At 57.6% G+C, this 22,436-nt stretch carries 29 protein-coding genes; 1 reads left to right on the top strand and 28 read right to left on the bottom strand.

What is annotated here, in order from left to right; genetic code table 11:
• Positions 1-116 precede the first annotated feature (116 nt).
• The 26 genes from pqqF to ACFL9S_RS08365 form a co-directional block, all read right to left on the bottom strand.
• Positions 117-2,501, bottom strand: a complete 2,385-nt coding sequence (pqqF, locus tag ACFL9S_RS08240) for a pyrroloquinoline quinone biosynthesis protein PqqF (RefSeq protein WP_405261364.1) — start codon at positions 2,499-2,501, stop codon at positions 117-119.
• Positions 2,502-2,504: 3 nt separating this feature from the next.
• On the bottom strand, positions 2,505-3,653 hold the full coding sequence (gene pqqE / locus ACFL9S_RS08245) for a pyrroloquinoline quinone biosynthesis protein PqqE (RefSeq protein WP_405261365.1): 1,149 nt from the start codon (positions 3,651-3,653) through the stop codon (positions 2,505-2,507).
• A complete protein-coding gene (gene pqqD, locus ACFL9S_RS08250; protein WP_238337039.1) occupies positions 3,640-3,897 on the bottom strand; it encodes a pyrroloquinoline quinone biosynthesis peptide chaperone PqqD in 258 nt (85 codons plus the stop codon). The genes pqqE and pqqD overlap by 14 nt, the downstream gene beginning before the upstream one ends.
• A 20-nt stretch (positions 3,898-3,917) precedes the next feature.
• Entirely contained in the window at positions 3,918-4,673 is a 756-nt protein-coding gene (pqqC, locus tag ACFL9S_RS08255) for a pyrroloquinoline-quinone synthase PqqC (protein ID WP_405261366.1), read from the bottom strand.
• Complete coding sequence (pqqB, locus tag ACFL9S_RS08260) at positions 4,670-5,581, bottom strand: pyrroloquinoline quinone biosynthesis protein PqqB (RefSeq protein ID WP_405261367.1); 912 nt, start codon at positions 5,579-5,581, stop codon at positions 4,670-4,672. Before pqqB ends, pqqC begins: the two co-directional genes overlap by 4 nt.
• 230 nt (positions 5,582-5,811) lie before the next feature.
• Complete coding sequence (pqqA, locus tag ACFL9S_RS08265) at positions 5,812-5,883, bottom strand: pyrroloquinoline quinone precursor peptide PqqA (protein WP_072166356.1); 72 nt, start codon at positions 5,881-5,883, stop codon at positions 5,812-5,814.
• Between the two features lie 199 nt (positions 5,884-6,082).
• Positions 6,083-7,117, bottom strand: a complete 1,035-nt coding sequence (locus tag ACFL9S_RS08270) for a dipeptidase (protein ID WP_405261368.1) — start codon at positions 7,115-7,117, stop codon at positions 6,083-6,085.
• 99 nt (positions 7,118-7,216) lie between these two features.
• Complete coding sequence (locus tag ACFL9S_RS08275; RefSeq protein ID WP_405261369.1) at positions 7,217-7,435, bottom strand: ogr/Delta-like zinc finger family protein; 219 nt, start codon at positions 7,433-7,435, stop codon at positions 7,217-7,219.
• A gap of 112 nt (positions 7,436-7,547) precedes the next feature.
• Positions 7,548-8,612 (bottom strand): contractile injection system protein, VgrG/Pvc8 family, encoded by a 1,065-nt coding sequence (locus ACFL9S_RS08280; RefSeq protein WP_405261371.1) that lies wholly within the window; start codon positions 8,610-8,612, stop codon positions 7,548-7,550.
• Positions 8,612-9,082: a phage tail protein gene (locus ACFL9S_RS08285; RefSeq protein WP_405261372.1), complete on the bottom strand. Its 471-nt coding sequence runs from the start codon at positions 9,080-9,082 to the stop codon at positions 8,612-8,614. Before ACFL9S_RS08285 ends, ACFL9S_RS08280 begins: the two co-directional genes overlap by 1 nt.
• A gap of 6 nt (positions 9,083-9,088) precedes the next feature.
• A complete protein-coding gene (locus ACFL9S_RS08290) occupies positions 9,089-10,570 on the bottom strand; it encodes a phage tail tape measure protein (RefSeq protein ID WP_405261373.1) in 1,482 nt (493 codons plus the stop codon).
• A gap of 2 nt (positions 10,571-10,572) precedes the next feature.
• Positions 10,573-10,695, bottom strand: a complete 123-nt coding sequence (locus ACFL9S_RS08295) for a GpE family phage tail protein (RefSeq protein WP_405261374.1) — start codon at positions 10,693-10,695, stop codon at positions 10,573-10,575.
• 14 nt (positions 10,696-10,709) lie between these two features.
• On the bottom strand, positions 10,710-11,006 hold the full coding sequence (locus tag ACFL9S_RS08300) for a phage tail assembly protein (protein WP_405261375.1): 297 nt from the start codon (positions 11,004-11,006) through the stop codon (positions 10,710-10,712).
• A 93-nt stretch (positions 11,007-11,099) separates the two neighbouring features.
• Positions 11,100-11,609, bottom strand: a complete 510-nt coding sequence (locus tag ACFL9S_RS08305) for a phage major tail tube protein (RefSeq protein ID WP_405261376.1) — start codon at positions 11,607-11,609, stop codon at positions 11,100-11,102.
• 12 nt (positions 11,610-11,621) lie between these two features.
• A complete protein-coding gene (locus ACFL9S_RS08310; RefSeq protein ID WP_405261377.1) occupies positions 11,622-12,791 on the bottom strand; it encodes a phage tail sheath protein in 1,170 nt (389 codons plus the stop codon).
• A 242-nt stretch (positions 12,792-13,033) separates the two neighbouring features.
• The gene (locus ACFL9S_RS08315; protein ID WP_405261378.1) at positions 13,034-14,080 is read right to left on the bottom strand and encodes a phage tail protein; all 1,047 of its coding nucleotides are present in this window, start codon (positions 14,078-14,080) and stop codon (positions 13,034-13,036) included.
• Between the two features lie 10 nt (positions 14,081-14,090).
• Positions 14,091-14,618 carry a phage tail protein I gene (locus tag ACFL9S_RS08320; protein WP_405261379.1) on the bottom strand — a complete coding sequence of 176 codons (528 nt, stop codon included), beginning with the start codon at positions 14,616-14,618 and terminating at the stop codon, positions 14,091-14,093.
• Positions 14,611-15,519 carry a baseplate J/gp47 family protein gene (locus ACFL9S_RS08325; protein WP_405261380.1) on the bottom strand — a complete coding sequence of 303 codons (909 nt, stop codon included), beginning with the start codon at positions 15,517-15,519 and terminating at the stop codon, positions 14,611-14,613. The genes ACFL9S_RS08320 and ACFL9S_RS08325 overlap by 8 nt, the downstream gene beginning before the upstream one ends.
• Positions 15,520-15,521: 2 nt before the next feature.
• Entirely contained in the window at positions 15,522-15,869 is a 348-nt protein-coding gene (locus ACFL9S_RS08330) for a GPW/gp25 family protein (RefSeq protein ID WP_405261382.1), read from the bottom strand.
• Entirely contained in the window at positions 15,866-16,456 is a 591-nt protein-coding gene (locus tag ACFL9S_RS08335; protein WP_405261383.1) for a phage baseplate assembly protein V, read from the bottom strand. The genes ACFL9S_RS08330 and ACFL9S_RS08335 overlap by 4 nt, the downstream gene beginning before the upstream one ends.
• A 19-nt stretch (positions 16,457-16,475) precedes the next feature.
• Entirely contained in the window at positions 16,476-16,934 is a 459-nt protein-coding gene (locus ACFL9S_RS08340) for a phage tail protein (RefSeq protein WP_405261592.1), read from the bottom strand.
• Positions 16,867-17,181 (bottom strand): Rz1-like lysis system protein LysC, encoded by a 315-nt coding sequence (gene lysC / locus ACFL9S_RS08345; RefSeq protein ID WP_405261384.1) that lies wholly within the window; start codon positions 17,179-17,181, stop codon positions 16,867-16,869. The genes ACFL9S_RS08340 and lysC overlap by 68 nt, the downstream gene beginning before the upstream one ends.
• 273 nt (positions 17,182-17,454) lie before the next feature.
• On the bottom strand, positions 17,455-17,964 hold the full coding sequence (locus tag ACFL9S_RS08350; RefSeq protein ID WP_405261385.1) for a lysozyme: 510 nt from the start codon (positions 17,962-17,964) through the stop codon (positions 17,455-17,457).
• On the bottom strand, positions 17,948-18,175 hold the full coding sequence (locus ACFL9S_RS08355; protein WP_405261386.1) for a hypothetical protein: 228 nt from the start codon (positions 18,173-18,175) through the stop codon (positions 17,948-17,950). Before ACFL9S_RS08355 ends, ACFL9S_RS08350 begins: the two co-directional genes overlap by 17 nt.
• 3 nt (positions 18,176-18,178) lie before the next feature.
• Positions 18,179-18,382, bottom strand: coding sequence for a tail protein X (locus tag ACFL9S_RS08360; protein WP_405261387.1), 204 nt, complete (start codon positions 18,380-18,382; stop codon positions 18,179-18,181).
• 325 nt (positions 18,383-18,707) lie between these two features.
• A complete protein-coding gene (locus ACFL9S_RS08365) occupies positions 18,708-18,896 on the bottom strand; it encodes a hypothetical protein (RefSeq protein WP_405261388.1) in 189 nt (62 codons plus the stop codon).
• Positions 18,897-19,362: 466 nt separating this feature from the next.
• Between ACFL9S_RS08365 and ACFL9S_RS08370 the strand changes: the two genes are divergently transcribed.
• Entirely contained in the window at positions 19,363-19,971 is a 609-nt protein-coding gene (locus ACFL9S_RS08370; RefSeq protein WP_405261389.1) for a phage repressor protein CI, read from the top strand.
• A gap of 57 nt (positions 19,972-20,028) precedes the next feature.
• On the opposite strand, the gene ACFL9S_RS08375 is transcribed toward ACFL9S_RS08370, so the two are convergent.
• A complete protein-coding gene (locus ACFL9S_RS08375) occupies positions 20,029-21,507 on the bottom strand; it encodes a SulP family inorganic anion transporter (protein ID WP_405261390.1) in 1,479 nt (492 codons plus the stop codon).
• Positions 21,504-22,127: a carbonic anhydrase gene (locus ACFL9S_RS08380; protein WP_405261391.1), complete on the bottom strand. Its 624-nt coding sequence runs from the start codon at positions 22,125-22,127 to the stop codon at positions 21,504-21,506. The genes ACFL9S_RS08375 and ACFL9S_RS08380 overlap by 4 nt, the downstream gene beginning before the upstream one ends.
• Between the last annotated feature and the right edge of the window lie 309 nt (positions 22,128-22,436).

Raw genomic sequence — 22,436 nt, forward strand, 5'->3', positions numbered from 1 at the left:
GGAGGACTCAGCCCGGTGGAGTACCGGACTGAGTATCAGGCGACTTGTTAACTAAACCGTCCAGGTTTTGGGGTTCAGTTCACGATGGTGGCCCGTTTTACATTACGTCATGCCCATCAGGATAGCGGCTGGTTAACCAGATACAGGGCGCGCTGACGGTCGGCCAGCAGGCGCTGATGAAATGCCAGCACGCCGCCAGGCGTCAGCGCCCGCAGGTCGTTGATGTCAGGCTGAGGGGGGATCTGCTGCGCACGCAGCCAGCGATAGCGGCTGGCCTCGAGCAGCCCGGCTGGCACCTGCTGCTGTTCCGCCAGCAACGCCTGACCTGTTTCCCACAGCGCCTTCGGGCTGAGTGCCGCCAGCTCGCTATTCATCTGCACTAAGAAGTGGTCAATGCGCGCCGCCAGCTCTGCCGTTGTCAGATGCGGAGATTGCAGCGCAAACAGGATGCCTGCCTGCCCCGCCGCCTGATAAAAACGACAGCTCACCACATAGCCAATATTCTGCTCCACGCGCAGGCGCTGGAAAAACAGCGGCGCATACATCATCGCCAGTAACTGCCAGGCGGCCAGACAAGCCGTGCTCTCTTCCACCAGCGGGCAGAAGCGCAGCAGTGCAGCTTCCGGGCTGCGTGTCGCCACCCGGTATTCAGCCTGAGGTGGCAAGGGTTGCGGCAGCGCACGTATCGCGGGATTGATCGCCGCCGGAAAGGCACTCAGCAGGCAGGCCAGCTGCTGGTGCAGCTCGCGGTCGCCGCCCTCCAGCACCGCCCGCCAGGGGAGATTAAGCGGCATCTGCTCCCCTGCGGGAGCGTGCAGCAGCTGCAACCGTTCCGGCAACGCAGCCAGTAGCGCCCGCACCGCAATATCATCGTGTAGCGCCTGCCGCTGGCGCAGAAACTCACGCTCACCACGTGCGATCGCCGCAGGCGGGATATCCGCCAGCAGCGCGTTGAGCGATGCCAGCGTGCTGACCATCAGCGCCGCCTCGCCCTGTATCTGGATCAGCCAGCGTCCCTGCGGGCAAGCGATCGCCAGCTCGCCCCCGTGATGGATGCAGCCCGCCGCCAGCGCCCGCAGACGAGCCTGCACCACCAGCCCCCAGTGTGCAGGCAGATCCCCTTCAGGGCTGAGCAGCAGCACAGCGGGAGCTTCATCACGGCGATGATGGGGCAGCGACACCTGACGCGCTGGCAGCGCGGGGCTGACAGACGCCTGCGGCTGCGGGAAGAACACCAATGCCTCACCCGCTGCATCCGGCTGCACCGCCGGACGCCTGCCCGGCTGGCAGGCCAGCGTCCAGCCCTGCACGTCGAGCAGCGCCAACGGGGCGCTATCCGTGATCGATAGCCGCGATAAGGGCGCGGCTAAAAGCTGCGTGAACAATGCAGCGCCGTCGTCGCCCCCGGTGCGGGCTGGAGCAAAACCAAAAGCCTTTTCACGCAGCTGATCCATCGCGGGCAGCTGCGCGAAGTGGCGGCTGGACAACTGCGCATAATGAGCGCGCTGCGCTGGCGAGAGCCGCGCCAGCTGTGCCAGCCAGTGATGCACGCGCGCTTCAACCCGATCGGCATCCCCGGCATCCACCAGCACCAGTTCAAGGGTGATTACCGTCTGCTGCGCGCTGCGGTACGGCAGTAGCAGGCGGGCACCGTCGCACCGTTCCTGCTCACGCAGCGTGGCCATCAGGCTGCCCGGCGCTTCATCCAGCAGCAGCTGGCGCAGCAACGCCAGCCCACTGTCGATCCGCTGATCCAGCAGAAAGGAGAGGCGCAGGCGTGGTGCGCCGCTGAGTTGCAGGGCGATATCGCGCTGAGCAGCAGGCACTACGGCGGGCAATTCGGGCGGCATGACCGCGCCCACCGGGAAGACGTCGGCAGCCTGTTGGGCCAGCTGCCACAGCGCCTCGATCGGCTGCGGTCCCTGCACCCACAGCGTCACGGCATACGCCTGGTAATAGCGCTGATGGAACTGTTGCAGCGCCGCGCGCAACGCGCCGTCATCGTTGCCGAAACCCGCCGCGTTGCCCGTCTGGAAGCGCTGCCAGGGATGGGAAGCGAAGGCGGCACTCAGCGCCGCATCACACAAGGTATCCTGATGATCCGCCAGCAGGCGGCACTCGGCATCAATGGTTGCCACTTCCTGGCGGATGGCGGTGGCAGACAGCAGCGGCGCCACCAGCATATCCGTCAGACGGGGCAGCGCTTCCGGCAGGTGTTCAGGGGCGCACTCGAAAAAATAGGCACTGCTGCTGCCGAGGGTGGTGGCGTTCAGCCGTCCTCCCCGCGCGGGCAGCCAGGCCATCAGCCGCTGGTCATCCTGAAAAGCCTGGCTGCCCGCAAACAGCAGGTGCTCAAGCAGATGCGCCAGCCCCGGCCAGGCATCCGGCTCATGATGGCTTCCCACCTCCACCTGCATCAACGCGGCGGCACGCGTGGCCTGCGGGTCTGAGATCAACTCAACCCGTAAACCGTTGTGCAAGCGCCGCTGCTGATGCTGCATGCGTCAGACCTTAAAGATCAGCTGGGCGTTAACCCGCTCAGAGTTGGCGCGGTTGCGGAACTGCAGCTGGCTGACCTGAATATTGGTGCAGTTGGCCTGTTCGCGTGCTGCCAGGATCTGATGGTGATGCTCTGATTTGCTGCACACCGGGTCGGCATTATCCGCATCGCCGGTCAGCATAAACGCCTGACAGCGGCAGCCGCCGAAGTCCTTCTCTTTTTCAGAGCAGGAACGGCAGGGTTCCGGCATCCAGTCAAAGCCGCGATAGCGGTTAAAACCAAACGAGTTAAACCAGATATCCTGTAAGCTCTGCTCCAGCACCGACGGGAACTGCACCGGCAGCTGGCGCGCACTGTGGCACGGCAGCGCCATCCCTTCCGGCGTCACGCTGAGGAAGATTGCTCCCCAGCCGCCCATGCAGCCTTTGGGGCGTTCTTCGTAATAATCAGGCGTGACGAACAGCAGGTTCGCGAGGTTATCGCTGGCGGCCATTTTCTCGCGATAGCGGTGTACCACGGCTTCCGCCCGCTCAATCTGGTCACGCGTGGGCAGCAGCCCTTCACGGTTGAGCTGCGCCCAGCCGTAGAACTGACAGGTCGCCAGCTCAACGTCGTCCGCTTCCAGTTCGATGCAGAGTTCGATAATCCGGTCGATCTGGTCGATATTGTGGCGATGCAGCACAAAGTTCAGCACCATCGGATAGCCGTGCGCTTTGACGGCGCGCGCCATCTCCAGCTTCTGCTGGAAGGCTTTCTTCGATCCGGCCAGCGCCGCATTCAGCACTTCATCGCTGGCCTGGAAGCTGATCTGAATATGATCTAACCCGGCTTCGGCAAAGGCATCGATCTTCTTCTGCGTCAGGCCGATCCCGGAGGTGATCAGGTTGGTGTAAAAGCCCAGATCGCGGGCGGCTTTGATCAGCTCAGGCAGATCCTTGCGTACCAGCGGTTCCCCGCCGGAGAAGCCGATCTGCACGGCACCCATCGCCCGCGCCTGTTTAAACACCTCGATCCACTGCGCGGTGCTCAGCTCTTTTTCCTGCTGAGCAAAGTCCAGCGGGTTAGAGCAGTACGGGCACTGCAACGGGCAGCGGTAGGTCAGCTCGGCCAGCAGCCACAGCGGCGGTTTTACGGCAGGATTAAGCGGGTTCACGGAAAATAATCCACTTCTGTTCACGCGCCGCAGCGAAGAAATCTTTCACATCATCATCCACGCCGCCCGCTTCCGGGAAGCGGGTGTTCAGTGCCTGGATAATCTCTGCCAGCGTGCGCTGCCCGTCCACCAGCTCCAGGATCATCGTGGCGCTGTCGTTCAGTTTTGCCATGCCTTCCGGGTAGAGGATCACATGGCAGCCCTGCACTTCTTCCCACTGCAGGCGGTAACCACGACGGAACATCGGGGTAGTTTGTTCATTGATCACAGCAGTTTTCCTTTGTGCCAGACCGGCTGATCCGTGACGGTGTGGTACGGCGGGCGGTTGAGGGCGTAAGCCATGGTCATGGCGTCCAGCATGCTCCACAGAATATCGAGTTTGAACTGCAGGATTTCCAGCATACGTTGCTGTTTTTCCACGGTATCGCAGTATTCCAGCGCCAGTTGCAGGCCATGTTCCACATCGCGGCGTGCCTGGCTGAGACGACCACGGAAATAACCGTAACCCTCTTCTTCAATCCAGGTGTAGTGCTGCGGCCAGCTATCGAGGCGCGACTGGTGGATCTGCGGGGCAAAGAGTTCGGTCAGTGAGCTACAGGCGGCTTCCTGCCACACCGCACGGCGGGCAAAGCTAACGTAGGCATCGACGGCAAAACGCACGCCGGGCAGTACCATTTGTTCAGACAGCAGCACATCGCGATCAAGGCCAACCGCCTCACCCAGACGCAGCCAGGCTTCGATGCCGCCATCGCTGTCACCCTGACCATCATGGTCGAGGATGCGCTGCACCCATTTACGCCGGGTCAGCGGGTCCGGGCAGTTCGCCATAATCGCCGCATCTTTCAGCGGGATGCTGGTCTGGTAATAAAAGCGGTTCGCCACCCAGCCCTGGATCTGCTCACGCGTCGCCTCGCCGTTATGCATGGCGATATGGAACGGGTGATGGATATGGTAATAGGCACCGCGATCGCGCAGCGCCTGCTCAAACTGTTCCGGGGTCATCAACGTCGGATGGATCATAGTTCAATACTCATGCCGTCATAACTGACCTCAATGCCACGCCGGGTCAGCGCCTGGCGCTCGGCTGAGGATTCATTGAGGATCGGATTGGTGTTGTTAATGTGGATCAGGATTTTGCGCTTCGCGGGCAGACCGCTGAGTACCGCCATCAGCCCCTGCTCTTCGCCCAGCGCCAGATGGCCCATATCACGGCCGGTATTACGCCCGACACCGGTGGTGGCCAGCTCATTGTCCTGCCACAGCGTGCCGTCGATCAGCAGGCAGTCGGCCTGCGCCATCAGCGCCAGCAGCGCGGCATCCGGTTCACCCAGGCCTGGTGCATACAGCAGCTTGCTGCCGCTGGCGGTGTTTTCAATCATCAGCGCGATATTGTGGCCGGGCAGCGGCCGCCCGCGATACGGCGAATACGGCGGTGCATTGCTGAGGATTGGGATGGCGGTGAAACGCAATGCCGGGCAGACGTCCACGGAAAAGGCTTCCGCAGGCGTGATGGCGTGATGCACTAATCCGCCGTTCCAGTGCTTCAGCATGGTAAAGATCGGGAAGCCGCTGGTCAGATCCGCATGCACTTCCGGGGTACACCACACGGCATGCGGGCAGCCTTCACGCAGGTTCAGTAATCCAGTGCAGTGATCGATCTGGCTGTCGGTGAGGATAATCGATCCAATCGCCGTGCCGCGCAGCACGCCCTGTTTATGCAGCTCAGGGTTGGCCGCAATCTGGTGGCAGATATCAGGCGAGGCATTACACAGCACCCAGTCGGTGCCGTTATCGCTGACCGCAATCGAGGACTGGGTGCGTGCGGTGGCCGGAATGCTGCCATCGCGCACACCCTGGCAGTTGGGGCAATGACAGTTCCACTGCGGGAAACCGCCGCCTGCCGCCGAGCCAAGAACTTTGATTTTCATGGGTAAACCGGGAGAAGGAGTAAAAATGCCTGCTACAACGCAGGCATCCACATTACTTGCCTGAATCGTTCGAGTTACAGTTCGAAGTATGATCATCAGGCTTAATTGCCTAAATAATTCGTGCTGTAACAAGGCGGCAACGCAGCACATCCCCGGGAGCTTACATTAGTAAGTGACCGGGGTGGGCGAGGAAAGCCAACGCAGTAACAGCGCGAAGTATGACGGCAATTTTAGCGGTTGGAGATATATAGAGTCACTTCCAGACCCAGACGCATATCGATAAAGGTTGGTTTAGTCCACATAGTGATGTCCTCAAGGTGTTTGAAAAACAGCCAGCACACTTTAGTTTCGGCAAGTGATCGGCATGTTGTCAAATTCTTCCCGTGTATTGGGAATGTATAAATTTGGCGGCACAGATGTTGCGCCTATGATAAATCGATATCAACCCTAAAATCTGCGCGGTTTATGCTATTTTGAACTATTTGGTTCAAAAATCAGGCGTTATTCTTTCCAGGTTTTTCGCAATACCCGCAGCCAGTTAGCGCGGCACAGTTTGTTCAGCAGCGCATCGTCATAGCCCGCCTGGCGCAGTGCGGCCAGCAGACGCGGCAGCCCGGTGACGTCACCCAAATCATCGGCCAGGTTAATGCCGTCGAAATCAGAACCGAAGGCGACGCGGTCTTCCCCCAGTTTCTCCAGCAGGTAATCAAGGTGCTGCACCATCACGCTGAGTGGCATATCGCCGTCACGTTTGCCATCGCTGCGCAGAAAAGCCGTGCCGAAGTTCAGCCCGACCAGCCCGTCACTGTCGGCAATCGCGGCCAGCTGGGCATCCGTCAGGTTACGCGGCTGCGGGCATAAGGCATGCACGTTGGAATGGCTGGCGACCAGCGGTGCGGTACTCAGCTGCGCCGTTTGCCAGAAGGCTTTTTCATTCATATGCGACAGATCGATCATCAGTCCGCGCTGATTACAGGCGCAGATCAAGCGTTCTCCCGCTTCCGTCAGCCCTTCGCCGGTATCCGGCGAGCCTGGGAAGCGGCCGTTGATCCCAAAGCCAAAACGGTTCGGCAGATTCCAGAACGGCCCGATGCTGCGCAATCCGGCCTGTTGCCAGCGATCTAACTGGCTCAAGTCATCATCCAGCGCTTCTGCCCCTTCTATATGCATCACCATCGCCAGCACGCCATTTGCCATGCAGTGTTCAATCTCGCTGACGCTGCGGCAGATTTTCGCCTGGCCTGCCGACCGGGCTTCCAGCTGCTGAAAAATGGCGATCTGCTGTTCGGTGATCGCCAGCGGGTCATGCGCTTCTGCCTGGCGCGTGGGGAATGTCGCCACGTAGTCAGCGGGTGGCACAAAGACGGCAAACAACCCTCCGGCAAAACCGCCCTCACGCATGCGCGCCAGGTCAAGATGGCCGCTCAGGCGCTGATGCAGAAAGGCATCTGCCGGTTTTGCAGGGTGATGCAGCCACAGGTGCAGCAGCAGGTCGTTATGGCCGTCGAAGATGGGGGTCGGAGAAGTGTGTGTCATGGGTGCGCCAGCGATGTCAGGAAGACGGATGATGATAGCGCAGATTAGCCGGGACCGGGGAATGCAAAACCAGGGCGGGCGTGAACCCGCCGCTGGCGGTTAACTTCCAAGACGGCTGGTGCGGGTTTTAGCCGGAGCCGCAGGCGGCGGCGTGGCCTCCAGCGGACGGGCAACAATCCCGGTGATACTCTCCATCGACTTAAAGGTGCAGCTACAGTTGAGGTTCTGGCACTGGTGGTAACGTTCCTTGGTTTCGCTGCTGAGAATCCGGCTGGAACGGGCGTGGCTGTTATGTTGGCAAATCGGGCATGGCATCATGGTTGACCTCCAATGGTCATTAGTTAAACTCACACTTTGTGAATAAAACTAATTATATTCACTTTAAGTGAATCATCAAGTTGTTTTTTCACTTTTGGGAAAGTTACTATGATTAAACCTGCATCTTCAACGTCACATCTAAGAGGAGCTCAAGCGTCACATTGGAGATTAACCCCCCGTCTGCATCAATGGTATGGTCCACATTGGTAATCACCCATGTAAACTTGTCTATCAGATCCTTAAATCCCTCAACGTTTACCAGCATTTCCGGGATCAGCTCCGGTCTTCCCCTGGCCAGCGTGAAGGTCAGCGTCGCACTCATCCTCTGGCTCTTTCTCCATTCAGCCTCCAGAGCTTGTATCGCTTCCTCCTGACTGGTAAACAGGGTCGTTAGCACCAGATAGCCTGATCCCCGTGTCTCAAACACCTTGCCAGGCGGCTCGAATACTGCATCCATCGTCACACAAAATGTAGTGGCTTTGTCGAGATGGTACCAGCTAGCCTTTGCGCCGATATAATCAACGTTTCCTTGATAAACAAAGTTATGCTTATCACCTTCACGGCGACGGATCGTTACCCGCTCCAGAGATTCACCCTGAGCGGTGGCCCCTTTACCCGGCCTAATCAGCATCAGTCGGTCATATTTGATGGTAGCAATCGCGTCGTAACGCTGTGCCAGCCGGGAAATAAACTGCAGATCGGTCTCATCGGTTTGATCAAAATGCACCACAGGAATGGCCGCCAGCTCTTTTGACAATAAGGGTTGCAGCCCATTTTTCTCAGCGATACGCTGCACAATCTCGCCCAGATTTTTCCCGTCATAGGATGTCGAGCGTTTCTCTTTCAGAGTGCCTGCCAGCTCAGTGCTGAATCCGGTCAGGGTCAGCGTATCAGGGGAGCCACTGTGGTGGATCCCGCCAATCTTAAATGTCCCTTTCTCAATCAGATCCTCACCGTGCCAGCCAATCGCGATACTCAGCGCACTCCCCCGCTGCGGCAGAATGATTTGCCCGTCACTGTCATCGAGGACCAGCGTAAAAGTATCCACTTCCAGGCTAAGCTTATCGTTAATCACCAGTCTTATTAGACGCGAACGAAAGTTTTCGGTGATGTCGTGATTATCTATTTCAATGCGAAAATCCGGCCCCATCTGTGAACCAATACCCACGCCGCTCATCACAAACTCCCTATCAGCTGCGAGGCGTTTTTACCGACTTGATTGATCACGTCCTCTGCCTGCTGTTTCAGGTCACCGAACATCTCCAACATCGATGGGTCCACACGCTTAAGCGTGATATCGAAGGTAATTTTACGTGCAGTACCGTTCTGAAGGAGATCGCTGTGCGTGCCGTTCACGCTGGTAATCACAAACATCCCGTAGGGGATGCCGTTGCCACTCAATAAAGGCCAGGCACGTCCTTGCGTTGCCATGATATTCAGCGCGAAGAGTGAAGCCACTCCTCCGGTGATTTCCGGACGCAATTCACCAGACAGCGTAATCGTCTCATCCCCCACGCCGAGAAATTGCTGTGACGGACGCGTGCCAATACGGCTGCCGCTGGCCCAGCGATAATCACTGGTTTGCTTCATCGTCTGATAGGGCAACGTTCGCCGTTCAAAGACCATCATGCCTAAAATCATCATCATGGTTTATTACCTCCACACGCTGCTGCGTTGTTTCAAATCAGCATTGAACTGTTCCTGCTGTCTGTTTTTTTCCATAATGGCCAGCACGTCAGCCTGGCTCATGCCGTCATGGGCGTTGATCACATAGCTGCTGTTAAAGGTGTTCTGCTGGCTATTGCTGATGCTGCCTGCCGTAACGGGTTTATAGCTGCCCCCCCCAAAGGCGACAGGGGAAGGGCCATCCGGCGAAACATAATCTGCGCCCCCGAGGAAAACCGAGGAACGTTGTGCTGGCGGATCGTCATTCACTGAGGCTTTGGCATCGGAAGATTTTTTGTCGACGATCCCGAGTTTTTCCAGCAACCAGACCACCTTACTGGTTAATGAGTTAATGATTTTTGTCGGCACCATAAAGGCAGATGCCAGCACTTTTCCTACAACTTCACCGACGAATGCGACTTTGTTCAGAGTCTCCCCTGTCAGAGTAACCGGCTCCAGGAGTTTCCAGAAAGCGTCGTACATTCCGCTAAGTACATTGCTGACGTTGTCAAAGAGCGCCCCGACCGGAGTAAACATCTCACCAACTGGGCCGAGGGTTTCACTCATCCCTTTCACCAGGCCCGCAAAGAAGGCACTGATCGGCTCCCAGTAGTAATAAACCGCCATCGCCGCACCAGCAATCGCAGCAATCACAATCCCGATGGGCAGCGTTATCGCCCCCAGAGCAGCAGCAATCGCCCCACCGGCAAAGGTAAACACGCTACTGAGGATCCCGGCTCCCGCCATCAGCAGATTCAGGCCGCTGAGTACCGGAACCACCACGGAACCGATCCCGCCCAGGGCCGCAATCAACAACCCGCCACCCGCCACCAATTGGGTAATCCCGCCCGCCAGCGTCGGGTTATCCTTAATCCACTCGTCAACGCCGCTTAACATCCCGGTGGCGGTCTGCGTTAGCGAACGCAGCGTGCCGTCCAGTTGGGTAAACACCGTCAGACTGATGCTGTCGATCGCCGAGTTAAGCTGGCCGATATCCCCTGCAAGGTTGTCAGCCTGCGGTGCCACAGCAGCATCTGCCGCCTCACTCACCTGAGCCGTGCCGGTCGCCTGCTCATAGCCCGGTTTCAGCAGTTTGGCCCCAAAAGAAGCCACGCTCATGGCCCGGCTGCTAACACTGCTCACTTTATCCACTACCGCCTTACCGGCCTGATAACGTTGGCCGACATTATCCAACCCTTTGCTAAGCGTCTGCCGCCGGGCGCTGGCCTGCTGACGCCGCTCGTCGGACCGCTGACGATCGATCTGCTGTAGACGCTCCTTGCTGGCTTTCAGCGCAGATTTGTCATTGCGTGTTTGTGCCCGCGCCCGATTGACGCTGGCCAGCAGTTCCACGCGCTGCTGAAACATCGCATTACCCAGGGATTTAGTTTCCCCCGGTAAATCATTGAGAAACAGATTCGACCGAATCACCGCTTTACGCAGGCCATCCAGTCCAAGATTAATACTCATCGCTATTCTCCACTCTGCATGCCGCTGCGCAGGATCGCCTTGTGCCGCCAGTCGATCAGTTCCACCAGCGACATGGGGTTCATTTCTGATGGCGGCCAGTGAAAAACGGTCGCAATGTCGGCCATCAGATCATCCACCGTCAGGTCGTCGGGCCAGCGGACGTGTCCGGCTTCGCGGATAAAAAACCAATCACCCTGCCACCCAATTCGATCAGATCAACCGGGTCCAGATTCAGGCATTCCGACTTTGTCAGGTTCGGCAATGTGATACGTGGCAGCACGGTGATCAGCGCTTCAACATCCGATCCGGCCAGATCCACCAGCCGGGTTCCGCGCAGTGCGCCTGCGTTAGGTTTGGTCACCTCGACGCTGTTAATCAGGGTTTCACCACGGGCAATCGGGGTCACCAGGGTGACCAGGTTATCTTGCTGTTGCATGAACTTTCCTTACGTTTAGAGAGAATGCGGGTCGGGCATGCCCGACCCCTACGGGTTGACCGAGATGGGGCGGGCAGGCCCGCCCCCTGCGGGTTACGACAGACCGATGTTCTGACGGTGCTGCGCCAGACGATCAACGCCGTTCACAATCTCAACCATGTTGATGGTGTCGATTTCGATCAGTGCCTTGCCGTTCCAGGTCAGCTTGTAGTAAGTGCATTTGGTGGTGATTTTGGTTTCACTCTCCTCACCCTGCTTGCTCTCACCGAAGTCGAACTGCTGGTGCTTACCGCGCAGTTCCACCTCGACCGCCACCGTTTCATCGGTGTCGTCACGCTGATAGGAACCCATAAAACGCAGCGGCACCGTTGCCCCGCCCCACTGGCTGAGAATGCGGTCATCCAGCCCGGCAATGGTCCATTCCAGATCCAGCGCATCGTCTTCCAGACCGTTATCAATGTGCGCCACGCCGCTCATACCGCCGCCGCGATACGGGTCGAGCTTGCGTGCCAGTTTTGGCAGCGTCAGCGACGTCACCACGCCCTGGTAGCTGTTGGCATCGTTAAACAAATTCAGGTATTTCAGTTTTTTTGGCAGTGCCATAAGTGTGTCTCCTTAGCTGTTTACAGAAGCGGCAAAGTTCGCCAGGTAGCTGTCAGTAATACGCTGACGCAGCGTCATATCTTCCAGCGGCGGCACCGGGGTGTAGTCGTAGTCGATAAACAGTTTGCCCGCCTTCAGGGTTTCCTGGGTGTTGGCGCTTTCGTCGTACCAGCAGTTGGCGCCCAGCAGATAACCGGCGTTGATCAGCTCGCGGAACTTGGCGTTGATGCCGGCAATAATGTCGCGCACCAGCGTCGGTGACAGCGGCTTATCGTTGGCCCACATATGCGCATCGGCCATCGTGTCGGCAATCACCTGCGCCGAGCGGGTGTAGTTTTCAAAGGCGAACAGCGGGTCATCGCTACAGGTGCGGTTGCCCCAGAAGCGGAAGCCGTCTTTGCGGATCAGCGTGGTAACGCAGGCTTCGTTCAGCAGGTCGGCATCGGTGCCTTCCTGTTGCAGATCCCAGAACACCGATGCGGAGACGCCCGTTACGCCGTTAACGCCAACGTTGGACAGGGTTTTATGCCAGCCCGTGTCGTTGTCGATTTTGGCGCGCAGGCCCAGCGCGCGTGCGGTGGCATACGCGGTATCCGCCGCGCTGGTGGTGGTGTTCCAGGCCACAAAGTCCGGCCAGATCACCATCAGCTCACGCTGGCTGAAGTTCTCGCGGTAAGCGATCGCCTCGGTAATGGTTTTGCAGCCGTACGCCGAGATATAACCGAAGGCGCGCAGCTGCTGGCAGACCGTTGCCAGCGCGGTTGCCACTTCAAGAGAGTCATGGCCCGGCACGCCGAGGATGCGCGGCTTAACGCCGAGATCGGTCTGCGCACTGAGCAGGGCTTTCATGCCGGTATAGCGGCCGTTGGCATCGCTGCCGCCGATGATATTGCTGGTCGTCTCGGCAGCATCTTTACCTTCCGCGACACGAACGACCACGGTGACCGGCTTGCTCTGGTCTGCAATGGCGCGCAGCGACTGTGCCAGCGTGCCTTTGGTGCCTGCTTTGCCCAGGGCGGCCAGCACATCGGTGATCAACACCGCTTTATTCAGCGGGAAGGTGTTGGCATCGGCATCTTCTGCGGTACAGATCATGCCGACAATTGAGGTGGAAACCGTTGAGATACTGCGGGTTCCGTCATTCACTTCTACGACGCGTACGCCGTGGTGATAATTAGCCATCTTTATTTCACTCCGTTGTTGGGGTGAGATAATAATGACAAGAATTTAATCAGCAGGCATGCGATGGGCGTTGTGGGGAGTAAGGGACAACGTGGAATTTAAAAAGCGTTTAAAAACAAATAATTAAAAAGATATAAAAATAAAAAAGACCTGATTTTACCTGTCAAAAAGCCAATAAAAAGGCTCCCCTGTGTTGCCAGCAGGGGAGCCTGATTTAAATCATCAGCTTTAGGTGAAATATATTATGCGCTGCGATACCAGCCCATGAGTTTAATAAATGAGTTAGTGACAGAAAATTCAGTCCCCCCCCCTACATTAGCCGTTGTTCCTGATATCGAGTGCGAGTGCGCTCCAATTCCAATAGTGTGATTATGTGCGCCTATGCCAACATTATGCACATGGGCACCAGCTGTAGATGTCGCACTTCCTTTGATGATGGTTTGCCAATTACCGCCAATATCAAAACCAGAACCGCCGCGAGGTATCACTTCATTATACGTGTGTGTGTGGTTGCCTTGTGTGTCAGTTTGTCTGGTTCCGTAATCGAAGGTACTCGTTGCCTTGCTACCATAATCAAACGAACTGCTGGTTCCCGAAAACGTATGACCATGCGCAGGTAAATTCGCCACAGATAGGCTGACCGTATCTGCTCCGCCAGTGGTGAAGATATCGCTGCCGTCCGCTTTTGCCAGGCGAATGGTTTTATTCTCACCGATATAGTTCCAGGTGGTATTGGGGAACAGCGTGTTCGGGTTTTTATTCTGCGCAAACCAGGTAACGATGCCGACAGGATAAATTTCATCAACAACATTTCTGGCAGCAACCTGCTGATTCACATACTCTTCTGTTGCGAAAACCAGGCTATCATCCAGCGTCAGCGCTATTGCCTCGCTGCCGCTGACGGCGATCACCATGCGCAGCGTTTGCGTACGGCCAGAACCCTCTTCCAGCGCAGGCTTATAGGTATCCGCCATATTACACACCGCCAGCAGCGTACCGTCTCCCGCCAGCAGCCCCAGCTCACGCATCCAGAAACCGCCTGCACTGGCCGGGATCATCACCTCCGTCACCAGCCAGTTTTTGTGCGTCTTATCCACTTTGACGGAGTTTACTGCCTTGCGATACACCTCATGGACCAGCGTGGTCTGGCTGGCGACGGGCGTGGTGGGCTGGCCGTTGCCATCACCCACCACCATTGTTTTGATATCGACCTGAGTGCCGCCCTGCATCGCTGCGGCGATACGTGCCTGCCCTGCCGTTGTCACGACAGATTTATATTTTACAGCCATTTAATACCTCTCAAGCGGGAAAAATAGTGACCGTTTCAGCGTCATACTGAACGGCGCCTGTCCAGACGACACCCTGAATATCCTGGGTGATCGTCAGGGCGGTTAAGTGACGGCTGACCGCTTTTGCATCCGCAATCAGTCGTTCCATCTCGTTAAACATTGCTTCATCAATACCGGAGTCCAGCACGCCGATATCCAGGCGGAAGGTGCCGGGTGACTCACCGGTTTGCCACCATTCATGCACGTTGATCACATACCCCAGCGGCTCCACCACGCGCCGGATCGCGGCGATCGTGCCTTTACGGCGGTGAACGAACTGCGAGGCGGCGACCACCGCGCGTTTTGTCTCCTCCGGCCAGGTTTGATCCCAACGGTCAACCGACCACGCCCAGGCCAGATAAGGCAGCAGCGCAACCGGGCAGGTTTGGGGGTTCCACAGGGTGCGCAGCGGCACCGGCAATTGCTGGAGGCTGGCGCAGGCTTCTGCGGCCGCCACTTCCAGCGCCGATGACCCGACGGGCAGCAGACGATCACTCATCGGAGCCTCCCACGCTGATCACACGCCCGGTGCACCAGCCCGCCTGGGTTTTATCCAGCACCACATCCTGCGCAGGCTGGGTCAGTTCCACGCGCTGCACCCCTTCCACATGCAGGGCGGCGAACAGCGCTGAGCGGCGGATATCACGCCCCAGACGGCTCTGCGCGGTGACAAAGGCCGCCAGCCGGGCTTCGGCTGCCGCACGGATCGGTTCGGCTTCCGGCCCCGGATAAAGGAACAGCGTGGCATCAACGCTGTACTCAACGATGTTGGCGGACTGCACGCTGACGCGATCGGCCACCGGGCGCACATTCTCATCGTTAAGGGCAATATTGACGGCGGAGAGCAGCCCGCCGCTGGCCTCCCCATGCCCTTCACGCGACAGCACGGTGATCAAGACTTCCGCCGGGGCCGGGCTGGTGGCGCTCACGTCAGCAATGCGGCCATCGGCACTGCGGGCATGGTATTCATAAGCCCCCGCCGGGCCAGCCACGCTCAGCCCTTCAAAGGCCTGGGCAATACGCAGGCGGAAATCCTCATCTTTTTCCATCACGGCGACGGTCGGCGGCAGCGTGCTGTTGTCGGCCGGGGTCAGTACCAGCCGGGTTACGCCGTTGTTCATTCCGAGCTGATCGAGATCCCCCCCGGTGGCCCAGGCCACCATCGTGGCTTTCGCCGCTTCATTAATGCGTTGCCGCAGGATCAGCTCGCGGTAGGTGTTCTCCTGCAACAGCTTGACGATCGGCTCCGACTCAAGCTCAAGGGTGCGGGTTATCGCCGCCTGCTGGTCAGCCGGGTAAAGCGCCACCAGCGCGGCTTTACGCGTCTGCAACAGGGTTTCATAATCCAGCGCCTCAACAACGTTCGGCGCAGGTAGCTGACTTAAATCAATCGTGGCCATAATCATTCACTCACTGGAATGGAAAGAGAAAAAGGGGACTGGCTGAGGCTGCCCTGCAGCGCCACCACCATGCTGCCGTCGAACCCGGGCTGGTAACTGATGCTGTCCAGCGCAATGCGCGGTTCCCACTGCAGCAGCGCCACATAACAGGCCGACATAATTTGCAGGCGCAGCGCCGCGTTTTGCGGCTGGTCGATCAGCATCGACAGCAGCGATCCATAGTTGCGCCGCATCACCCTGGTGCCCTGAGGGGTGAGCAAAATATCGCGTACCGACTGGCGGATATGATCCAAATCCGTCAGGGCCAGGCCGCTGTCACGCTGCATACCGAGATAGTTTTCTGTACTCATTGCGGCCCCGCTGTTTTGCTGCCGCCACTTTGCACACCCGCATGGACGTGGCTGTGAACGGCAATACCGTTAGATGACAGGCTGCCCCCGCTGTGGCTGATATTGCCCTTCAGGGTGCCGCCTTCGGCCAGTTCAAACGTCGCGGCTTTCAGCTTCTGCGTACACTCCACCAGCGGGGCATCAAGGGTGATGCTGACCGCCGCCGTGACACGCGCAGACTGAATGCCGCTGGCCGTCAGTACCCCGTTTTCCGGTTCATAGGCCAGCTGTGCGCCGTCGGGAAACGTCCAGTGCACCGCATTCGATGATGCCGAAGGGGCCGGAAAGGCGTCCGAGAAAATACCCGGCAGCACAAACGCGGTATTCAGCTCTCCGCCCAGGGCGAGCAGCAGTACCTGCTCACCGGGTGAAGGGGCATGCCAGCTGCGGACCTGCCCTGCACTGCTGCTTAACCAGGGCAGCCAGGTGGTGAGGTTGCCTTCGCTTTGCACCCGACAGCGTGCGCGGGCGGTATCCACCTCGCTGACGGTGCCAATACGCAGCAGGTTGTGCAGCTGGCGCCGGGTCTCTACGACAAATTCATTCATAACGTTTTCCTCCGTCTTCTCAGATAGCGGGCCATTCATGGACCAGTTGATGGTTGATATAGAGCTGCCACGGACGGGAAACGGCCTCCGGCGGCAGCGGTTCCGGGACGTGCGTGACGTGCAGCGCCCCGTCGTTTTCACTGACCAGTACCCGTTCGGTCAGCAGGATCACCACGCTGAAATCGCCGTTCAAACTGCTGCTGAACACCATGCCGTTTTCGCGCCGGGCGGGGGTGGTCATCAGGTCGGGCTGGTTCTCCCGCAGCCACAGCAGCAGGGAAACCACCAGGGCGTCGATGTCACCACCGGACTCGCTGAGGGTGATACGTAGCGGGTAACGATATTCAAAACTCAGTGAGGCGGCAGGCGTGCAGGCCACCGTTCCCTGTTCCAGCGAAATCGTTAGCCGTTCAGGGTGATCCTTGAGTTGCGGTACGCGGGCCAGTAACGCCTCGCGTAGCTGGTTGGGCTTTAACATCATGTTGCTCCTGACACTGTTTAAGGGTTTCGACTTGCAGGCCGCACGTCAGCAGTGCCTGCTCCAGTTGGCGGATCGTGTACAGCAGATCCCCCTGTGTTTCCGGCTGACTTGCCGGGATCGAACAGCTGCTGACGATCGGACAACCACGCCAGATAATCGTCGGGGGTGGCGAAGGCGGGATGCTGCTGCAACCGGATAATCCCGTCAGGCAAAGCAGCATCGCTCCAGTGTTGAAGTGCTTCATCGCTGCGTATCATCCTTTGGTCATTAAGTTGTTGTTTCATCGTGAGATCGCGGGCGTTCAGCAGTGACTGACGCAGTGTGCGTTCTGCCTCTGCCTGGCGGGCGATCTCGCCCTGAAGCTGCGCGAGCACCTCATCGCGCTGTGCCATTGCCGTTGTGAGCTGCGCGTTCGTCCGTTGCAGCACCCTCTGCTCGCTGTGCAGGTGGGTCAGATAGAGGGAGAAGCCACCCAGAATCCCCACCAACAGCAGGAGCAACGCTATCCACAGGCGACTCATTGCGCCCCCCTCAGGCACAGAGCGCGTTCCGCCGTGCGCCGCGTTTCAATGCCCTTATTGCGCACCCCCTTTACATAAACCCAGCGCATCAGCTGATCGCAGGCCGCCGGCCACTGCTGTTGATTGATCAGCCGGGCGTAAGTGGAGCGACAAACCGCGCCGACGCCGACGTTAAAAGCGAAAGAGACGGTGGCGTCATACACCCCCTGCGGCATGGCAACGGGCATACAGCGCGCAATACCGCTCTCCACCCGCTGCACGTCATCAATCAGATTTACCGCGATCTGCCGTTCATTCACCTCCGTCACCGGTGTGACGCCCCGGGTATGTCCAATTCCGTTGGTCCAGACACCGGCGCTGCACTGATACGGCGAGGTACGACAGCCTTCGGCGTTGGCCAGCAGCAACAATCCTTCGCTGGAGATCGTTAGCGTGGAGAACGATGGCAGTGAGATCGCCAGTGCCATCACCACCAGCACCGCACATTTCTTAGCTGTTGAATTCATCCACATTCCTGCCCGTTTGCCGCTGTTGCATCAGCCGCCAGGTCTTACGGCGGTAATGCCAGTTGATAAAGAAATTCGCGATGTTGATGCACAGCGTGATAACCGCCACCAGCGCACCCACCACAAAGGCGATGTCCTGCACCGTGTGACGCCCTGACCACATCATGATCGCGCTGACCAGGTACCCAATCAGGGAACTGCTTTTTTCCATCGGTCAGCTCCACAAATTCAACGTTTCATGCGTGGCTGAAAGCGAAAGCGTCGGCAGTTCTACCGGGTAACCATGAGGCAGCCGCCCCCCCTGTTCAGCCAGCCCGGGGTTAGCGGCATAAACCGATTCCACGACCTGCCGCGTGCGGCCATAGTGGCGAAAACAGATCTCGTCGACGCTGTCGTCCTGCAGGGCATAAATTTTCATGTTTCACTCCCCCGTAACGGGTATTGCGTTAATAGAAACGGCAAAGAGTGGGAACGGTTACCTCACCGCAATCTCACTCTGCCGGGTAAGCACAATCAGTGTGCGTTTTCGACTATCGCGGCTCAATCCGGGGCTGTTGTAGGGAAGGTGTGACAACGCAAGGCATCAGGCAGGTGAGGTGAAGCACCTCGGAACGGCGGAAAAAAGACAAAAAAAAACCCCCAAACGGGGGCATCAGCAGAACATCGCGCAGAGGGGGCGGAATCCGTTCCGGGTACGCGAGGGTCTGTACCTGCGGGAACCCTGTGTACCCGCCAGGGAAGCGTTACTGCTCGGGCGGCGGCGAAAAAACCACCGAAAATTGCGCGTTTTTAAGCTCGACGCCACGGGCAATATCGGCGATCAAATGCAGTGCTATCTCGCGGTCACGCTCCCGGCAGGTGCCTTCAGAGGTTAATCTTGCTATCAATTCCACGCGTTCCAGAATGACTCGTTCAGCTAATTCTTTGTCCACAACTCCCCCTCCATATCACTGTACATGCATACAGTATCATAGCGCTTAACAATAAGAAAAGTTTTTTACTTGTATCGCATGTAATCATTATCACCATGATAATTATCAAATTATTGTGATTACTATAAAGAAGGAACCTGACATCGCTGGCCGGGTTTATGTCTGGCCGGCATGTCCGCCATTGGGCTTTCAGCGTATAAAAATGGCGTTTGTACGGGCTAAATAAATTAGCGTTCCTCACGTTATGCGAGTGCGGGCGGGCTTTTTATCCCCGGATCAGCCCGACTATTCACTAAAGATGAATGTTATGACCGGGATGGCAAAGACAACGGGTTTTCAGGTTGTAAAAACGCCCATCATCGGGCAAAATCTTTGATAATTGATGTGCTCGCCGTCCTGATGTGCCCATAAAGCTACAATTCAAATTGCACACTCCCCAAAAAATGAAATAACCAGGAGTTTGAGCGTGAGCCTAAAAATTGATTTTCAAAGCGGTGCAAAAGAGGTGTTGGATCGCGTGCTCCAGGCCTACGGATTTACCACAAAGCTGGCGCTGGCTGAGCATTTAGGTATTGCCAGCAGCAGCCTGGCGAATCGCTATTCGCGCGGCTATTTCCCTTCCGATATTGTGATCCGTTGCATGGCCGATACGCAGGCCTCCTTGCAGTGGCTGGCAACCGGAGAGGGCGAGCAGCCGGGCCAGGCAGTAAACCGCGCGCAATCCCCGTCAAATGCGCAGATCCAGACGCTGGCCCGCCAGCGTCTGGACGGCGGAAAGCTGACGGAACTGACCCGCATTGTCGTCGACGCCGCGTTCTTTGAGGCCTGGCCCAGCGCCATTGAGCAGCCGCTGGTGATCGTTGAAGGCCATCAGCAGTTTATTGCTGAACAGGCATTCAGTGAGATCCTGGATGGTGACTGGCTGGTATCACTGGAAGGCCAGGTGAGTATTCGCAGCCTGACGCGTATTCCTCCCGGACGCGTGCGCGTTGCCAACGGCCAGCAGCAGTTTGAATGCGGCCTGAATGAGTTGACCCCGCTGGCCCGTATCGTGATTACCTGCACGCCGGTGTAGGCAGCCCGTGCGTAAAAAAGGCCACATCCTGTGGCCTTGTTCGAAAAGCCACGCGGATTACGCCAGTTTAACCGGCCACTGATTCAGCTGTATCCCGCGTTTTTTCGCTCCCTCGCCGAAGTCCTGCAAGATCGCTTCCACATCAGGATCGATGTACTCAGCATTATCGTGGTCCACAATCACCACGCTGTTCTCCGGGATCTGCGCCAGTAAGCCTTTGAGGCGCAGGTTATGCATAAAAGTCAGATTCTGCTGAAAACTCAGTACATAGTGATCGTCATAGCGCGTCAGCAACATCGCATGACGATGGCTTTTATAGATGCTGAACAGGATCTGCGTTGCCAGACCCAGAGCAATCCCCGCCAGCATGCCGAAAATCAGGATACCGCCGATGGTGGCGATAAACGGCACCCACTGCGGCGCGCCCTGGCGGATCTGCAACACGAATACCCCCGGCGAAGCCAACTTATAGCCGGTGTACAGCAGCACCGCCGCAAGGCTTGCCAGTGGGATCGCATTCAGTAATCCGCTGAACCACAAACCGCACACCAGCAGCAGCACGCCGTGGATCAAGATAGAGATCTTACTGCGCGCACCCGCGCTGACGTTGACCGAACTGCGCACGATCACGGCGGTGATCGGCAGTCCCCCCAAAAAACCGGACAGCAGGTTACCGATGCCCTGAGCGCGCATCTCTTTATCCGGCGAGGGTGCCGGGTTTTGCGCACGCAGTTTCTTCAGCGCTTCCTGACTGAGCAGGGTTTCCAGGCTGGCAACAATCGCCAGCGTGGCGGCAACGATATAGACCGCAGGATCCTGCCACGCCAGCCAGTCGGGGCGTTCCAGCTCCCCGGTTAACGCGGCAATGCTGTCAAAGGCGGGCAGCGAGATACGCGGCAGGTGGCTGGCGATATCCGGGAAAAAACGCCCGCTAAACACCGTCGCCAGGCATCCCAGTAGCACCGCCACCAGCGGGCCTGGCATCCATCCCAGCCAGCGATTCCGCTTGATGGCTGGCGTGGTCCACAGACCAAGCACCAGCAGCCCGGCAAAGGCTACTCCTACCGCAGGGAGTGACACATTGATCGCCCCTTCGTGCAACAGCGATGACCAGCCCTCTTCACCCGCCGCACCCAGCGCCACCGGGATTTGCTGAATGATCAGCAGGATACCTATGGCGGCCAGCATCCCTTTGATCACGCTTCCTGGCACCAGCGAGATAAATCGTCCGGCACGCAGTGCGCCCAGCAGAAACTGCAACACCCCGGCGATCATCAGCGCCAGCAGCAGTGCCGGGAACGATCCCAGGGTTTCGATGGCCCCCGTCACAATGGTCACCAGGCCCGCCGCAGGGCCACTAACCGCAAACTTCGACGGGCTGAAGGTGGTGACCACCAGGCCGCCGATCACGCCCGTCAGCAGCCCGACGAAGGGGGGCAACCCGCTGGCCTGAGCTATCCCCAGGCACAGCGGTAGCGCCACGAGGAAGACCACCAGGCCCGCAGGGATGTCCTGACGTAAGGTGTGCAGATTCATACGCAGCCCTCTTCTGCCTGCTGGATTAATTCCTTCAGATGCCCGCTGTGCAGATCGTAAACACAGCCGAATATCCCCAGCGCCACACCTTCACGCCAGGCTTTGAGTACCGGGCCGGTTTTCACTAACTGGCTGAACTGTCTCAGAACATTGGCTTCCACCAGACGATTAAGATGCTCCTCAGGTTCTTCTTGCTCATTCAGCAGCGCGAGTTCGGAGGCGATGCCGTGGCGCAGCTGTGTGATGCGCCGCGCCAGCGCGGAGTTTTCATCACCCAATGGAATATCCGGCAGCGTCAGCGCCGCCTGCACGCCGCCGCAGCCGTAGTGACCACAGAGAACAATGTGCGAAACCTTTAGATATTCAATCGCATACTGCAATACGCTCATAAAGTTGTCGTCATTGCTGACCACCATATTGGCAATATTGCGATGAACGAAAAGCTCGCCGGGGTGGGCGCCGGTCAACACCTCCGCCGGTACACGGCTGTCCGAACAGCCAATCCACAAAGAGTGGGGTTGCTGCCCGTCCACATTTTGCCGGAAATAGTGCGGATCACGCTGGCGTCGCTGTAAAGCCCAACTGCGGTTTTTAGCTAACAGGGGTTTGAGTGTCGTCAAAATAGAATATCTCTTCCGTGAAAACTGGGAATAAGTTCTGACATCTTAGTCAACCGGAAGTGATTAAGACTAATTATCCAGCGATGATAAATAACTGAAATGTAAAGTTAATTAAAGATGCTTTATTAAATCTGGTTAAACAGGAATTAAAATGAAATAAGATAAAATTATCACAGAATAAGAATAGGGTTAAAAAATAAAAATAAGCCTAGTTATCATAATGCTAGATAAAAACAGAAGCCATTAGTTAAAAAATAAAATAAAGAACACGCGTCTGGTTTAAATACTTAAATCTCTTTAAGTGCCTGA

Origin of the sequence: Erwinia sp. AnSW2-5 (genome assembly GCF_045107195.1) — a bacterium.
Taxonomy (GTDB): Bacteria; Pseudomonadota; Gammaproteobacteria; order Enterobacterales; family Enterobacteriaceae; genus Erwinia.

What these genes read in the sequence shown, in the direction of transcription:
- ACFL9S_RS08320 (WP_405261379.1), bottom strand. Translation starts at nt 14,618, where the DNA reads ATGAGTGATCGTCTGCTGCCCGTCGGGTCATCGGCGCTGGAAGTGGCG.
- ACFL9S_RS08355 (WP_405261386.1), bottom strand. Translation starts at nt 18,175, where the DNA reads ATGGAAAAAAGCAGTTCCCTGATTGGGTACCTGGTCAGCGCGATCATG.
- pqqF (WP_405261364.1), bottom strand. Translation starts at nt 2,501, where the DNA reads ATGCAGCATCAGCAGCGGCGCTTGCACAACGGTTTACGGGTTGAGTTG.
- ACFL9S_RS08280 (WP_405261371.1), bottom strand. Translation starts at nt 8,612, where the DNA reads ATGAGCGGCGTGGGTATTGGTTCACAGATGGGGCCGGATTTTCGCATT.
- ACFL9S_RS08270 (WP_405261368.1), bottom strand. Translation starts at nt 7,117, where the DNA reads ATGACACACACTTCTCCGACCCCCATCTTCGACGGCCATAACGACCTG.
- ACFL9S_RS08275 (WP_405261369.1), bottom strand. Translation starts at nt 7,435, where the DNA reads ATGATGCCATGCCCGATTTGCCAACATAACAGCCACGCCCGTTCCAGC.
- ACFL9S_RS08350 (WP_405261385.1), bottom strand. Translation starts at nt 17,964, where the DNA reads ATGAATTCAACAGCTAAGAAATGTGCGGTGCTGGTGGTGATGGCACTG.
- pqqD (WP_238337039.1), bottom strand. Translation starts at nt 3,897, where the DNA reads ATGTTCCGTCGTGGTTACCGCCTGCAGTGGGAAGAAGTGCAGGGCTGC.
- ACFL9S_RS08335 (WP_405261383.1), bottom strand. Translation starts at nt 16,456, where the DNA reads ATGAATGAATTTGTCGTAGAGACCCGGCGCCAGCTGCACAACCTGCTG.
- ACFL9S_RS08305 (WP_405261376.1), bottom strand. Translation starts at nt 11,609, where the DNA reads ATGGCACTGCCAAAAAAACTGAAATACCTGAATTTGTTTAACGATGCC.
- ACFL9S_RS08290 (WP_405261373.1), bottom strand. Translation starts at nt 10,570, where the DNA reads ATGAGTATTAATCTTGGACTGGATGGCCTGCGTAAAGCGGTGATTCGG.
- ACFL9S_RS08330 (WP_405261382.1), bottom strand. Translation starts at nt 15,869, where the DNA reads ATGAGTACAGAAAACTATCTCGGTATGCAGCGTGACAGCGGCCTGGCC.
- lysC (WP_405261384.1), bottom strand. Translation starts at nt 17,181, where the DNA reads ATGAAGCACTTCAACACTGGAGCGATGCTGCTTTGCCTGACGGGATTA.
- ACFL9S_RS08315 (WP_405261378.1), bottom strand. Translation starts at nt 14,080, where the DNA reads ATGGCTGTAAAATATAAATCTGTCGTGACAACGGCAGGGCAGGCACGT.
- pqqB (WP_405261367.1), bottom strand. Translation starts at nt 5,581, where the DNA reads ATGAAAATCAAAGTTCTTGGCTCGGCGGCAGGCGGCGGTTTCCCGCAG.
- ACFL9S_RS08340 (WP_405261592.1), bottom strand. Translation starts at nt 16,934, where the DNA reads ATGTTAAAGCCCAACCAGCTACGCGAGGCGTTACTGGCCCGCGTACCG.
- ACFL9S_RS08310 (WP_405261377.1), bottom strand. Translation starts at nt 12,791, where the DNA reads ATGGCTAATTATCACCACGGCGTACGCGTCGTAGAAGTGAATGACGGA.
- ACFL9S_RS08285 (WP_405261372.1), bottom strand. Translation starts at nt 9,082, where the DNA reads ATGATGATGATTTTAGGCATGATGGTCTTTGAACGGCGAACGTTGCCC.
- ACFL9S_RS08375 (WP_405261390.1), bottom strand. Translation starts at nt 21,507, where the DNA reads ATGAATCTGCACACCTTACGTCAGGACATCCCTGCGGGCCTGGTGGTC.
- pqqC (WP_405261366.1), bottom strand. Translation starts at nt 4,673, where the DNA reads ATGATCCATCCGACGTTGATGACCCCGGAACAGTTTGAGCAGGCGCTG.
- ACFL9S_RS08325 (WP_405261380.1), bottom strand. Translation starts at nt 15,519, where the DNA reads ATGGCCACGATTGATTTAAGTCAGCTACCTGCGCCGAACGTTGTTGAG.
- ACFL9S_RS08300 (WP_405261375.1), bottom strand. Translation starts at nt 11,006, where the DNA reads ATGCAACAGCAAGATAACCTGGTCACCCTGGTGACCCCGATTGCCCGT.
- ACFL9S_RS08360 (WP_405261387.1), bottom strand. Translation starts at nt 18,382, where the DNA reads ATGAAAATTTATGCCCTGCAGGACGACAGCGTCGACGAGATCTGTTTT.
- ACFL9S_RS08295 (WP_405261374.1), bottom strand. Translation starts at nt 10,695, where the DNA reads ATGGCCGACATTGCGACCGTTTTTCACTGGCCGCCATCAGAAATGAAC.